Below are 13,563 nucleotides of genomic sequence, written 5' to 3'. Positions count from 1 at the left end.
GGTTAATTTTGTCATGGTTCAGATGCTTCAAGCCAAACAAGTTGAAGCTTAGATCTCAAAACTCAATCAACAGTACTATAAACAGGAATTTCAGTCTGCTCAACAAATGTCTTTGCCGCATCCAGCAAATACTCATAATAGGTACGAGCTACAATTGATAGCTGTTTACCTGCCGGATAAACCATGTACCAAGCTCGCTTAATGGGAAAGTGCTGCACATCTAAAATGCTAAACTCCGAGGCATCTGAGAGTAAAGTATGACGAGATAACACAGAGATTCCTAAACCTCCAGCGATCGCTTGCTTAATAGCTTCATTACTCCCCAATTCCAGCTTTACATTCACTGTTATCCCGTGTTCTTCTAATAGAGCCTGCACAGCACGGCGAGTACCTGAACCTGGTTCTCGCATAATAAAAGGTTGATTATTTAGCTCTTGAATTGAGATATTTTTCTCCTTTGCTAGGGGATGATTCACCGGAGCAAAAACTACCAAAGGGTTGTCTAAAAACGGTTCACAATTCACATCCAAATGTTCTGGAACCTGACTCATAATATACAAGTCATCCAGATTATTCATCATCCTCTCAATAATTTTTTCGTGATTTGTTACTTGCAAGGAAATATCAATTCCTGGGTAACGCTGACAAAATGGGCCTAATAGACGTGGAATAAAATACTTGGCTGTGGTGATAACTGCTAAACGTAATTGCCCTTGTTTTAGCCCTTTTAAATCAGCAACCTTCATCTCAAACTGAGCGATAGTTTCAAAAATTTGTCGACAAGTAGCAAAAAGTTCTCTACCCGCTTCCGTCAAATACAAACGTTTCCCAACTTGCTCAAATAATGGTAAGCCCACAGATTTTGTTAATTGCTTGATTTGCATGGAAACTGTAGGCTGGGTAAGAAACAATTCCTCCGCAGCACGAGTAAAGCTACCATGTCGAGCCGCCGCCTCAAATACCTTTAACTGGTGTAGCGTCGCTTGGTTCAAAGGTGATTCTCCTCTAATAGCGATCTTATAGATATAAAACTAGTATCACGGAACACCTGCAAATCATGGCGTGTCGCTCATACGAAGTTATGAGTTTTAGTATAGATAAAAATCTATATTCGCTATTAAAAGAAAGATATTTGATTTATAGTCCGTAAAAGTTATGATCAAAACAACAAGCGAAGCGTAAGATGCCTTCCAACCAAAGATGAATGCTGAATATGAATACTGAGGAGAATTTTCCCACAATTCATCACTCACAATTCTTAATTCATCATTCATCATTCCATAATTCTTCAGTAACTTTTGCAGGTAACTTAGCTAAATCAGGCAACTGGAGTATCTCTAACTCAGCAACTTGCTCCTTAATATTCACAGGCATCTTAATTGGTTGCCGTTCTTCTATCCAACAACTTGCAACAGGTAAGGTTTGTTCTAATTCATCCAATGGCCGAGGAATCACCATCACAGCATTCAATTCCCCAATCCTTTCTGCTTCATACATTCCAGCTTCCACTGCTACCGCGACATTAGCCACAGAGCCACGAATAATGGCTGTACATAACCCCGCACCAATTTTTTCATAGGCTGCTAACTGCACATCAGCTGATTTCAACATGGCATCGCAAGCTCCTACCATCGCTGGAAATCCCCGCGTTTCCACGAGTCCAATAGCGAGGTTACTCAAACGGCTATAACTTCCTTCTTCCATATATTTACTTAATCTATTAGTAATGGGCAGCACTACATCCAGATTAGGAAAAGGGCGAGGAATCACCAAACTAGAAACCAATTGACCAAACTGTTCAGCCGTTTGTACACCTGACTCAACTGCTAAACGCACATCAGCGATGCCACCTCGAACAATGGCTGTACAGTGACCACTACCAATTTTTTCATATCCAACCAGATGAACTCCAGCGGATTTCAACATCATGTCAGCAGTTCCGACGATTGCCGGAAAGCTGAGGGTAGATACTAAACCCAAGGCAGTATCCTTGAAGTTATCTCTGTCTCGCCGACGCGATGCCCGAACAGTGCTAAGAGACTGTTGATTATATGTGTCCATGTGAATTCTCCAGGATACTCACAGTCAATAATGTAGATGCCCTTTTGCCAGCTTTCCCGTACTCCAGAGGAAAACCCGCATGTTTGGGTAGGCTAAAGGTTGAAAGCGAAAGGCTAAAGAATAAAGCATAAAGGATGAAATGATTTTTCTCATCCCTCATAATTCATACTTCATACTTTAGAGGACAACTTACAATTAACACTTATTCGGGTGGTTCGTCAGACTTAGGATTGTTCAAGGATTGTCTATGGGGAAATAATGTCGTTAATAGCCTGTGAATACTCCCTTGCCCATAAATTTGAGTTCCAAAAATATCCGAAGATTCAGAGTTATCCGCACTAATTTCTGATGAACCAGCAGCAGTTTCTTCTTTCTCAGGCGGTGGTGGTTGGGCAGAGGGTGTGGGCGAAGGTTGAGGAATTGAAATAGACTGGTGGTTTAACTCCAAGAAAGCAGAAGCAGAAAGATTAGTTGAGGAAATAGAAATAGGTCTTTCCTGACTTCCCACAAAATTATTCTCCTCTGGTTGTTGCTCTTGGACATTAGGAGAAACAGCGTTATTAGTTAGTGGCTCTTGTGTTTGGGACAGACTAATCTGACGGCTAGTATCTCCTAACACTGAGCTTGGTGGTACTACTCTTCCCGGTTCTACAGAACAATTAAAAACTGTTGTTGCTGCACCAATACAAGCATTAGTACCAATTTTGCCTGCTCCTACCATCAAAAAACCAGCCCCCAAGTTAGCACCTGCTTCTACTTCTAGGGTTCCTTCATTGACTTGGAGAATTGACCCCATACCAATACATACACCAGTGCCAATAATGATTTTACTGTTGGTAGCTGCTTGGAGTATCACGCCAGGTGCTAACACCGCACTGGGATGAATAGTCACATCGCCACTAATGTAAGGCTCAAAGTGATTGTGGAGGCGCAGTGGCGGCACAGACATGGAAAATTAAACCTCGGAAGATAGAAATGCCGAGTGCTGAGTGCTGAAAAGCCACTGCGTTGCGGTGAATCAGCGCCGCGGGAGAGTTTCCCTCTGCAGGCGACTGTGAACCCGAAGGGAGGTAACCTCCGTTGTAGCAAGTGGCATTGCTGAGTAAAATTCAGCATCTTTAATCACTATACTGTTTAGGGTGAGTATGACTAAATATTCTGGTTCAAAGTTAACTCAATACTTTCAACTCAGCAACGCCAGTGACTCTCGCAGGCTCATACCGCTCAAGTCGGCAGAGCCGCCCACGCGACTGGCTCCTCAGCACTTTCAACTCAGCACTACTACGGACGTTGAATAATTGTTTCCAACACTCGACGTTTGGCTTTCGGGTCAATCCCAATCAACCGCACGTACTCACCAGGATATTCAGAAAGATATGTTTCCAAAGCTGCGATCGCATCTCTTTCCGATCTGGCCTCAATTTGTCCACAGCTTGCCCAAGAACCAGTCCGGAAACGTCTTTGGTCTACGTGTTCGGCACTAATTTTATAACCACTTGCCAACAATTGCCGTAGCTGGTCGACAACTTCTGTATTTAACCGATTGCTTGTCGTCGTTGCGGTTGCGCTTGCAGTTTTCGAGCTAACACTACTTGAACTAGCATAAGATTTCTGACCATTAGAGACCGCTACGGGGCCATTAGGTCGTTGAATAATGCTTTCTAATACCCGACGCTTGGCTTTCGGGTCAATACCAATTAAACGGACATATTCGCCTTGATGGCTTTCAAGACAGTCTTCTAAAGCCGCCACAACTTCATTAGTCGAAGTAGCTTCTATGGGTTTACAACTAGCCCAAGAACCAGTCCGAAAACGACGCTCATCTACGTGTTCAGACCCAATTTTGTAACCACCTGCTAATAATTGGCGGATTTGGTCTACAGTTTCAGCGCTAATTGAACCAATACCAGCACCGTTACTATTACCATTGCCGTTGCCGTTGTAACTAGTGTAGCTGGAACTACTTGTACTTGCAGGTGCTTTAAAGTTAGCTGCTACTTTTACCACACCATCTGGGCGTTGGATTATTGTCTCTAACACCCGACGTTTACCTTTAGGGTCAATCCCAAATAAACGTACGTACTCACCACTGTGGTCTGCCAGACAGCTTGCCAATGCTGATAAAGCTTCATTCACAGAGCGCGCTTCAATTGGCTGGCAGCTAGTCCAAGAACCAGTCCTAAAGCGTCTTTGGTCTACATGTTCTGTACCAATCTTATAACCTTGCTCTAACAAATAGCGCACTTGATCTACTGTTTCTGCACCCAAGCTATTGCTTGCCACTTCACTACTCCTTTCCAACTCTAAGACAGTAACACCATTACCTGTATAAGATTTAGCTAATTCATCCCGGATGGGTGCAATACATTTGCTATCCGCAGCACAGCGATAACCAGCCCGCAATGCTTGATTAATCCCCACTACATGATGGGCAAATTGCTCATCTTGATCTTGCACATCTGGCAGACGGTCAGCTTGCTGCTGGCTTGTGATTATCGCTCCCGAAGGTACATATTTACCGGGGGGAATTTCTACATCTTGAATTAAAGCGTGCATCATCACGATGCAGCCCTTACCCACTCTGGCATTAAATACCGTAGAGCGAAAGCCAATAAAGCAATTATCCCCTACATAAGCTGGGCCATGAATCAGAGCCATGTGGGTTAGGGAAGCATTACTACCAACCCAAACCGAGTATTCTTCGCCATCATCACCGACTACTCGACCTTGCTCTAAACCATGAATCACTACACCATCTTGAATATTGGTCTTTTCACCGATATGAAAAGGTGTACCTTCATCCGCTCTAATCGAAGTCCCCGGAGCTACGATTACATTTGCACCTATCCGCACATCACCAATAATGTTAGAGAAAGAATGTACGAATGAGGTTTCGTGGATTTCTGGCTCAGCTAAACTTTTTGACCACGGGGTTGGGGGTGCCGCCGTGCTGCTGACTGCCATCGCGAGATTCCTCCTGAATTAAGCTTTTTGTAAATAGTCCATAGTCCATAGTCCATAGTTTACTGACCTTTAAATGCCAGTTGCTTTAAGTTGGGAAAACCGCCCAACCTCTAGCTCCTTTTGACTGTTGACTGTTGACTATCTATATTGGTCTTTTTTACTGTAGATAAGGCGATCTTGAACATGAATAGTATCAATTATCGCCACCACTGCTGCATCTAAAGGGCGTTGTTCGTTGCCAAGAATTTGACGAGCGGCACTGCCACAACTGACCAGCACCCACTCATCCACTCCTGCTCCCACCGTATCCGCTGCTACCTCGTATTGTGGCAGGATGTTTCCTTCTTCATCCACTAATTGCAACAGCAGTAGTTTGACACCTCTAAGACTTGGTTCTTTTTGAGTGCTAACTACTGTGCCACGCACTTTGGCAATTTGCATTATATGTTATGGTCTTCTGCCGCCGAAAGGACGAATTGCGTTGACATTTTCCCGGAATTGTTCTACGTCTTCTGTATAACGAATTGGCAGCACGTATTCCAAGTTTTCATGGGGACGCGCAATGATGTGAGTAGACAGTACTTGTCCACCATTCACGCGCTTAACTGATTCAACGCCAGCTGCTACAGAAGCTTGGACTTCGGAAACATCACCCCGGACAATTACGGTGACACGACCACTACCGATTTTTTCGTAACCTACTAAGGTTACACGAGCGGCTTTCACCATCGCGTCAGCAGCTTCCACGACTGCTGGAAAGCCAAGGGTTTCTACCATTCCCACTGCAATTGACATTAGTTGTAATTCCTAATTAAATTTTCTCAAACAAAACAAAAGCGCAGATCAAGCAAGCAACCCCGTCAGTCACTTTGTCTTCTCAGTTTTTAAGTGCGAAACTGTTCCACAGCTTCTGTGTAACGAATCGGCAATACGTATTCCAAGTTTTCATGGGGACGCGCAATGATGTGAGTGGAAACCACTTCACCACCATTTACTCTTCTTGCCGCTTCAATTCCTGCTGCAACTGAGGCTTGCACTTCGGAAACATCACCCCGCACAATTACGGTGACACGAGCGCTACCAATTTTTTCATATCCTACCAAAGTTACACGGGCAGCTTTCACCATCGCATCAGCAGCTTCTACTACTGCTGGAAAGCCCTTAGTCTCAATCATTCCAACTGCAATTGGCATCGCAGAAACTCCTAAAAATTTAATCCAATCAGTACTGTGGTTTGAAAATTTTGACGGGGAAGCTCATCTTGAGCTAAAAGACACTTCCAAAATAAGCATAGGAAAGGTTGGCTCCCCTGGCAATATAAATTAGTATAATAGTTTATAATAAAAAAGTTTTAAAAAACTTAATTCTTTGTCATACCAGGTTTCTGCTCTCTTTAAGTCCACTGATTACAAGAGCAGACGCTTATGCTTTATAATTTCTTTATTACATATACAAAACGCTGTTCATAGCCAAGACTAATTTGGTCTGGTGAGGAAGATAAAACTACTGCATGTTTTACAGATTCTATCTTTCCTCTGCTTTGTAGTGCGTTAATAGGAATATCTAAAAAGCTTATAACTTTTTCAAATATATCTTATAAAACTCTCTGCTAAGAACTAGAAATAGAAATTTACACATTGAGCATGATTTAAATTAAAGGTGGAGAATTTGAATATGTAAAATAAATTTATTGGTTTAAATATATTCCAGAGTCATTAAGTAAAAAATACTCATGGAAAATCTAACAAAAGAATAATTTAACAAATATTTTCAGTAAAAAGATTTAGTAAACAATTGTTGTTCAAAAAGCTAAAAAAATCAAGGCAGAGTTGTAAAGGTAAGCAAATTAAATGAATGAGTTTCTATTTTCAACAAGTTGGTGTGTGCCTTTGTATAGTTTAATGGGCGCACTGTTAACTTTGCCCTGGGGTATGGGAATAATCAGAAAGACAGGCCCCAGACCAGCGGCGTATTTCAACTTGTTGACTACTGTTTTGGCTTTTGCTCATAGCTTATTTGTCTTTAAAGATGTTTGGGACAGAGAACCAGAAAACATACTGGTTAGCTGGTTTCAAGCCGCGAATTTAAACTTATCTCTTTCATTAGAACTATCGCCTGTGAGTGTTGGGGCAACAGTTTTAATCACAGGGTTAAGTTTGTTGGCGCAAATTTACGCTTTAGGTTATTTAGAGAAAGACTGGTCACTGGCACGCTTTTTTGCACTACTTGGTTTTTTTGAAGCGGCACTGAGTGGTTTAGCAATTAGTGACTCTTTATTTCTCAGTTATGCCTTGTTAGAAGTCCTCACCCTTTCTACCTATTTGTTAGTGGGGTTCTGGTACGCTCAACCTTTGGTAGTAACAGCAGCGCGGGATGCTTTTTTAACCAAGCGTGTGGGCGACTTATTATTGCTGATGTCGGTGGTGACGCTTTCGAGTTGGGCAGGTAGCTTAAATTTTTCTGATTTGTATGAGTGGGCGCAAACAGCAAATCTCAGTCCAGTAGCATCAACTTTACTTGGTTTGGGTTTAATTGCTGGGCCAGCGGGGAAGTGCGCTCAGTTCCCCTTGCACTTGTGGCTAGATGAAGCAATGGAAGGGCCAAACCCTGCTTCAGTGATGCGAAATTCGTTGGTGGTAGCTGGTGGTGCTTATTTACTGTACAAACTGCAACCTATTTTGGCTTTATCGCCAGTGGCATTGAATGCGTTAATTGTGATGGGTTCAGTGACGGCAGTGGGTGCGACTTTAGTATCGCTGGCACAAATTGATATTAAGCGATCGCTTTCTCATTCTACTAGTGCATATATGGGACTGGTATTTTTGGCGGTGGGTATGCAGCAAGGGGGTGTAGCCGTAATGTTGCTGTTGACTCATGCGATCGCCAAAGCATTATTATTTATGAGTTCCGGTTCAGTTATTTACACTACCAGTACTCAAGATTTAACAGAGATGGGTGGTTTATGGTCGCGGATGCCTGCAACTACCACCGCCTTTGTTGTCGGCTCGGCTGGGATGATTACATTGCTACCCCTGGGAAGTTTTTGGGCAATGCTGTCATGGGCTGATGGTTTAGTAGCAATTAGCCCTTGGGTAATTGCCATTTTAGTGATAGTTAATGGCCTAACAGCCTTAAACTTGACAAGAGTCTTTCGATTAATCTTTTGGGGTACACCGCAACAAAAAACTCGTCGTTCCCCAGAAGTTGGCTGGCAAATGGCATTTCCAATGGTGACGTTGACGATACTCACCCTAATATTACCCCTCATGCTTCAGCAATGGTACTTACTACCAGATAGAAATAGTATTAACTGGTACGTAGTAGGAATATTATTAACTTCTACTGTCCTAGGAGTCGGTATAGGTTCAACAATGTACCTACATAAAGCTTGGTCAAGATCGAGAATTTTGGTATGGCGATTTTTGCAGGACTTGTTAGGTTACGATTTTTACATAGACCGCATCTATCGATTAACAATAGTTGGGGCAGTAGCATTGCTGTCTAAGATATCGGCTTGGAGCGATCGCTATCTAGTTGATGGCCTAGTAAACTTGGTAGGGATTTTCACAATTCTCGGCGGACAAAGTTTAAGGTACAGCATTTCTGGCCAGTCCCAAGGCTATATGTTGACCATCCTCGTAGTTATTAGCCTTCTTGGCTTTTTTATTAGCTGGTCATTAGGACTGCTCAATAACTTGCATTTTTAAAAGTGCTGAGTGCTGAGTGAAAAATCTACTCCGCACTCCCTACTCCCTGAATTCTCTCGAAACAGTGCTGAGTAAAAAATACTCATCCCTACTCCAAATTCCCTAATCTCTAATTCTCTCTAAACTATGCTGAGTGCATTGATTTTGCTGCCATTGTTAGGCGCAACTATTATCGGTTTTTGGCCTACTGTGATTGATGGGAAACTAGCCAGGAGCATGGCTTTTGTCTTTGCTGGTATGACTTTCGTGTGGTCAATCTTTCTGGCAATTCAATTCGACCCAGGAAAAATTACTCAACAGTTTAGTGAGTTTATACCTTGGGTAGATGCTTTAGGCTTAAGTTATAACCTCGGAATAGATGGTTTATCTTTACCCTTGCTGGTTTTAAATGGACTATTAACTTGTATTGCCATCTCCAGCAGCGATGTTTCCATACAACGTCCGCGACTGTATTACTCACTGATCTTACTGTTAAGTACTGGAGTCATAGGAGCCTTTCTGGCACAAGATTTACTCTTATTTTTCCTGTTTTATGAACTGGAACTGATTCCTTTATACCTGTTAATTGCCATTTGGGGTGGTGCAAGAAGAGGTTACGCCGCGACAAAGTTTTTGATTTACACCGCCATATCTGGTATTTTGCTGTTGGCAAGTTTCCTTGGTATGGTTTGGCTGAGTGGCGGTTCTAACTTTGCCTTAGCAAACTTGAATGCTGCATCTTTACCACTAGCAACTCAACTTTTATTGCTAGTAGGAATTTTAGTGGGTTTTGGGATTAAGATACCGCTGGTTCCCTTCCATACTTGGTTGCCCGATGCTCACGTTGAAGCCTCTACGCCCATTTCCGTGCTATTAGCTGGTGTGCTGCTGAAGTTGGGAACTTACGGCTTACTGCGGTTTGGGATGAACTTGTTACCTGATGCGTGGAGTTATGCAGCACCTTGGTTAGCAACTTGGGCAGTAGTCAGTGTGCTTTATGGTGCATCTTGTGCGATCGCCCAAACCGACATGAAAAAGATGGTAGCCTATAGTTCAGTTGGACACATGGGCTATGTACTATTAGCCGCCGCCGCCGCTACACCCCTTAGTGTATTGGGTGCTGTGATGCAAATGATTAGCCACGGCTTGATTTCCGCCTTACTGTTTTTGTTGGTGGGAGTAGTATACAAAAAAGCTGGGAGCCGTGATTTAGAAGTTATTCGCGGATTATTAAACCCCGAACGCGGAATGCCAGTTATTGGTAGCTTGATGGTTTTGGGAGTAATGGCCAGCGCAGGTATACCAGGAATGGTAGGTTTTATTTCCGAATTTGTGATTTTTAGCGGCAGTTTTGCGGTATTCCCTGTGCAAACTCTACTATCCATGCTAGGAACTGGCTTAACTGCGGTTTATTTCTTAATTTTGATGAATCGCGCTTTTTTTGGGCGCTTATCTGCACAAGTAGTTAATTTACCACGAGTCTATTGGAGCGATCGCCTGCCATCGGTAGTATTAGCTGTATTGATTGTGATTTTCGGCATTCAACCCGCTTGGTTATCTCGCTGGACTGAACCAACAATCACGGCCATGATAAGTGTAGATAAAGTAGTGGCAACAGTCTCTGTAGAAAAATCAAAGTAAAAAGTAAAAAGTAAAAAAATTTTACTTTTGCTTTTTTACTTTTGCCTTTTTATTGACTCATTCCCAATTTGGAGAACTGGCAATGGTAACTATTAAAAATAAACCTGGCTTACATCCTTTAGCTGAGTATGTAGAACGATTACAAACAGGTGGAACATTATTACCTGATAGTCCAGAAAATGTTTTAGAAGTAGTTGGCATTCTCAAAAGCTATGGTGTAGTTTTAGATGCCTACTCCAAAAATCTCATCTACATTGCTGACCATCAATTTTTAGTATTTTTTCCTTTTTTTAAATACTTTAACGCTGAATTCTCTTTTCAAAAATTATTGCGTCACTGGTGGCACGATCGCATCAATTATGAATATGCAGAATATTGCATGAAAGCCATGATGTGGCATGGTGGCGGTGGCTTAGATAGCTATTTAGATACCAAAGAATTTCAAGAACGGGCAAAAGCAGTTATCACCGCAAAATTTAAAAATAATCCTTTTATTTTAGGATTAAACCAATTATTCCCAGAATTTTTAACTGAACAATTGCGTGTTTCAGCTTATTACAGTGGTTTAGGTCAATTCTGGCGAGTAATGGCTGATATTTTCTTAACCTTATCAGACCGTTATGACCAAGGGGAAATCAAATCAATCCCCCAAGTCGTAGACTACATTAAAGCAGGCTTAGTAGCAGATGCTATGAAGCCAATAACCTACTCTGTGAAAATTCGAGGTAAAGTCTACGACATTATTCCCCAAAAGACTGGTTTAACATTTTTAGCAGATACAGCAGTGCCTTATGTCGAGGCTGTTTTCTTTCGGGGAACTCCTTTTCATGGCACAGTTTCTTACAATGCCCAAGCTTATCAAATTTCCCCTGATCAAGGTCGATTCCAATATGGTGCATTGTATGCAGATCCTTTACCTATTGGTGGTGCTGGTATTCCGCCTACATTACTCATGCAGGATATGCGCCATTATCTGCCAGAATATTTGCACGCTATTTATCGGCGTGGGCTACGGGGTGAAGATGACTTGCGGGTACAAATTTGTATAAGTTTCCAAAAGTCAATGTTTTGCGTGACTACAGCCGCAATTTTAGGATTGATGCCTTATCCTTTAGAGACTCAAGATCCATCTGAACAAAATGCTAATCGAGTGTATTTGGAAAAGTGGATGGATCGATTTACAACCTCACGCTTAAGTGATGTTAATAGTTAAAGTGCTGATGAAAATCATTTCAGACTTCACACTTCAACCAACACATCTGGTAGTTTCAATTTCCATTGCATCAGAAATAAAACAAACTCCGCCAAACTTATTCAGAGTTTGCCGGACATTTAACTCTACCAAGGGCAATTTTTCGGGGGCAAAAAAGGCAATGATGTAAACATTGTCGAGCATTGTCATGGCTAAATCATGTGTGACTTTGCCTCTTGTACCTTTGCCGGCGACATCTTTGACAACTGAATGTCCTGCTACGCCTGATTTTTCTAAAGACTCTAAAATTTTACCGAGTTCGACATAGTTGGCAAATATTTCGATCCGTTTTACAGCCTGCATTGTCTTATCTCCAAAATAGATTAATGCCGTATAGATATAGCGGTATACCTACAATGATATTAAAAGGGAAAGTCACAGCTAAAGCAGTCGAAATATACAGACTAGGATTAGCTTCTGGGACAGTTAGGCGCATGGCTGCGGGTACAGCAATGTAGGAAGCACTGGCACATAGCACTGAGAATAATAGACTATCTCCTTTTGGCATTCCGATCGCTTTCGCAATTAATAAAGCTATGCCGGCATTGAAAATTGGTACTAGTATCGCAAACAGAATCAGGAAAAAACCTGCTTTTTGTAAATCTTTGATTCTTCTAGCAGCCACCAGTCCCATATCTAACAAAAAGAACGTCAGCACACCGTAAAACAAATCTTGGGTAAAGGGTTTTAAAGTTTGCCAGCCGTGTTCTCCGGTGAGGATACCCATAACTAGGCTACCCACTAGCAAAAATACAGAACTATTGAGGAAGGCTTCTTGCAATACTTCTGACCAGTTGAATTCGCGCTCGCTTTCATCGACAGTGAAAACGTTAACCAAAATTAAACCTACAACAATTGCTGGTGATTCCATCAAGGCCAAGGCTGCAACCATAAACCCATCAAAAGCCATCCCCAGTTGAGTCAGGAAGGAACTGGCAGTAATAAAAGTTACCGCACTAATAGAACCATAAGTAGCTGCGATCGCTGCTGAATTATAAGTATCTAGTTTAATTCTGAGAATAAAAAATGTGTAAACCGGAACAATACATGCCATCAATATTGCGGCTAAAAGCGTGAGAATAACTGCTTGGTTCACACCACTTTTGACCAGTTCTACACCACCTTTAAACCCGATCGCAAATAGTAAATATAAAGATAATAGCTTAGGGATAGGTGCCGGAATTTCTAAATCTGTTTTGACGAACACCGCTAACATTCCCAGAAAGAAAGCCAATATGGGTGGATTTAAGATGTTAGATATGATGAGACTGACATCCATAATTCCACCATGCCTCCAAAAATTAGCTAAATACTCATAAATCAGTTTAGGGTAATACTGTACATCTCTAAAATTCTTTTGATGTATTATTAGCGGCGATCACCTTATACTTGCTAAAGTGCTTTATCTATGAACCAATCAAGACTGCGCTCTGGGTTCACAATCTATACAAGTATTAGGTTGATAAAAGGATGAGAAAATCCCGCATTTATTTTTGAAGTTGCCTTGATAAACATCTTGCGGGCGCTTAGTTATAGCTTTTATTTATCAGTATTTGACAAAAATGCTGATTTTACTGAAATTTAAAATAATTAAAACTTATTAATACCCTGAGCAATTCAGGTCTAGAGGCACAAAAGCCGAAATCTCAGCGATCACTGGGGCTGACTCAGTTTATACACTTTTTTGGCTGACAAATATATAATGCAAGCAAGCACTTGCATGAACCATTAAAATTTAGCGTTCAAGTACAAACAAACTCGTGCAAGGTTGATCAAAGCGACAACCGAGGTATTTGCAAATGCAGGTTTAACGAAAACTCACACCGATGAATTTGCTCGTATGACTGGGGTAAATGAAGTAACTAAATATTTCCATCCCCAGAGTTTCATCAAATAGGCACTTGACAAACAGAAACCTTGGCTGATCAAGATTCCTACACAAGCAAGTATCACAAGGTC

At 41.8% G+C, this 13,563-nt stretch carries 12 protein-coding genes; 3 read left to right on the top strand and 9 right to left on the bottom strand.

Annotated elements, in window-relative coordinates:
- Positions 1 to 62 precede the first annotated feature (62 nt).
- The 7 genes from AC504W_RS05035 to AC504W_RS05005 form a co-directional block, all read right to left on the bottom strand.
- A complete protein-coding gene (locus AC504W_RS05035; RefSeq protein WP_096583374.1) occupies positions 63 to 992 on the bottom strand; it encodes a LysR family transcriptional regulator in 930 nt (309 codons plus the stop codon).
- A gap of 274 nt (positions 993 to 1,266) precedes the next feature.
- Positions 1,267 to 2,061 carry a beta-carboxysome assembly protein CcmO gene (gene ccmO, locus AC504W_RS05030; protein WP_494876576.1) on the bottom strand — a complete coding sequence of 265 codons (795 nt, stop codon included), beginning with the start codon at positions 2,059 to 2,061 and terminating at the stop codon, positions 1,267 to 1,269.
- A 202-nt stretch (positions 2,062 to 2,263) separates the two neighbouring features.
- Positions 2,264 to 3,010, bottom strand: coding sequence for a beta-carboxysome scaffolding protein CcmN (ccmN, locus tag AC504W_RS05025; protein WP_494876575.1), 747 nt, complete (start codon positions 3,008 to 3,010; stop codon positions 2,264 to 2,266).
- 332 nt (positions 3,011 to 3,342) lie between these two features.
- Positions 3,343 to 5,025 carry a beta-carboxysome scaffolding protein CcmM gene (gene ccmM / locus AC504W_RS05020; protein ID WP_494876573.1) on the bottom strand — a complete coding sequence of 561 codons (1,683 nt, stop codon included), beginning with the start codon at positions 5,023 to 5,025 and terminating at the stop codon, positions 3,343 to 3,345.
- A gap of 138 nt (positions 5,026 to 5,163) precedes the next feature.
- Positions 5,164 to 5,466: a beta-carboxysome shell vertex protein CcmL gene (ccmL, locus tag AC504W_RS05015; RefSeq protein ID WP_015111749.1), complete on the bottom strand. Its 303-nt coding sequence runs from the start codon at positions 5,464 to 5,466 to the stop codon at positions 5,164 to 5,166.
- 6 nt (positions 5,467 to 5,472) lie between these two features.
- Positions 5,473 to 5,820: a carbon dioxide-concentrating mechanism protein CcmK gene (locus AC504W_RS05010; RefSeq protein WP_015111750.1), complete on the bottom strand. Its 348-nt coding sequence runs from the start codon at positions 5,818 to 5,820 to the stop codon at positions 5,473 to 5,475.
- A gap of 89 nt (positions 5,821 to 5,909) precedes the next feature.
- A complete protein-coding gene (locus AC504W_RS05005; RefSeq protein WP_010995042.1) occupies positions 5,910 to 6,218 on the bottom strand; it encodes a carbon dioxide-concentrating mechanism protein CcmK in 309 nt (102 codons plus the stop codon).
- 657 nt (positions 6,219 to 6,875) lie between these two features.
- On the opposite strand from AC504W_RS05005, the gene AC504W_RS05000 reads away from it, so the two are divergent.
- The 3 genes from AC504W_RS05000 to AC504W_RS04990 all read left to right on the top strand — a co-directional run bounded on the left by AC504W_RS05000 (position 6,876) and on the right by AC504W_RS04990 (position 11,565).
- Positions 6,876 to 8,732: an NAD(P)H-quinone oxidoreductase subunit F gene (locus AC504W_RS05000; RefSeq protein WP_494876572.1), complete on the top strand. Its 1,857-nt coding sequence runs from the start codon at positions 6,876 to 6,878 to the stop codon at positions 8,730 to 8,732.
- A gap of 126 nt (positions 8,733 to 8,858) precedes the next feature.
- Positions 8,859 to 10,352, top strand: coding sequence for an NADH-quinone oxidoreductase subunit M (locus AC504W_RS04995; RefSeq protein WP_103125020.1), 1,494 nt, complete (start codon positions 8,859 to 8,861; stop codon positions 10,350 to 10,352).
- Positions 10,353 to 10,434: 82 nt separating this feature from the next.
- Positions 10,435 to 11,565 (top strand): CO2 hydration protein, encoded by a 1,131-nt coding sequence (locus AC504W_RS04990; RefSeq protein ID WP_494876571.1) that lies wholly within the window; start codon positions 10,435 to 10,437, stop codon positions 11,563 to 11,565.
- 33 nt (positions 11,566 to 11,598) lie between these two features.
- Here AC504W_RS04990 and AC504W_RS04985 read toward each other — a convergent pair whose 3' ends face one another.
- Both AC504W_RS04985 and AC504W_RS04980 read right to left on the bottom strand, forming a co-directional pair.
- Positions 11,599 to 11,907 carry a P-II family nitrogen regulator gene (locus AC504W_RS04985; RefSeq protein ID WP_096583388.1) on the bottom strand — a complete coding sequence of 103 codons (309 nt, stop codon included), beginning with the start codon at positions 11,905 to 11,907 and terminating at the stop codon, positions 11,599 to 11,601.
- 4 nt (positions 11,908 to 11,911) lie between these two features.
- The gene (locus tag AC504W_RS04980; protein WP_494876569.1) at positions 11,912 to 12,883 is read right to left on the bottom strand and encodes a sodium-dependent bicarbonate transport family permease; all 972 of its coding nucleotides are present in this window, start codon (positions 12,881 to 12,883) and stop codon (positions 11,912 to 11,914) included.
- Between the last annotated feature and the right edge of the window lie 680 nt (positions 12,884 to 13,563).

Source organism: Nostoc sp. C96, from assembly GCF_059384975.1.
The sequence above is the reverse complement of the archived record's forward strand: the minus strand, read 5'-3'. Positions and strand labels throughout refer to the sequence as shown.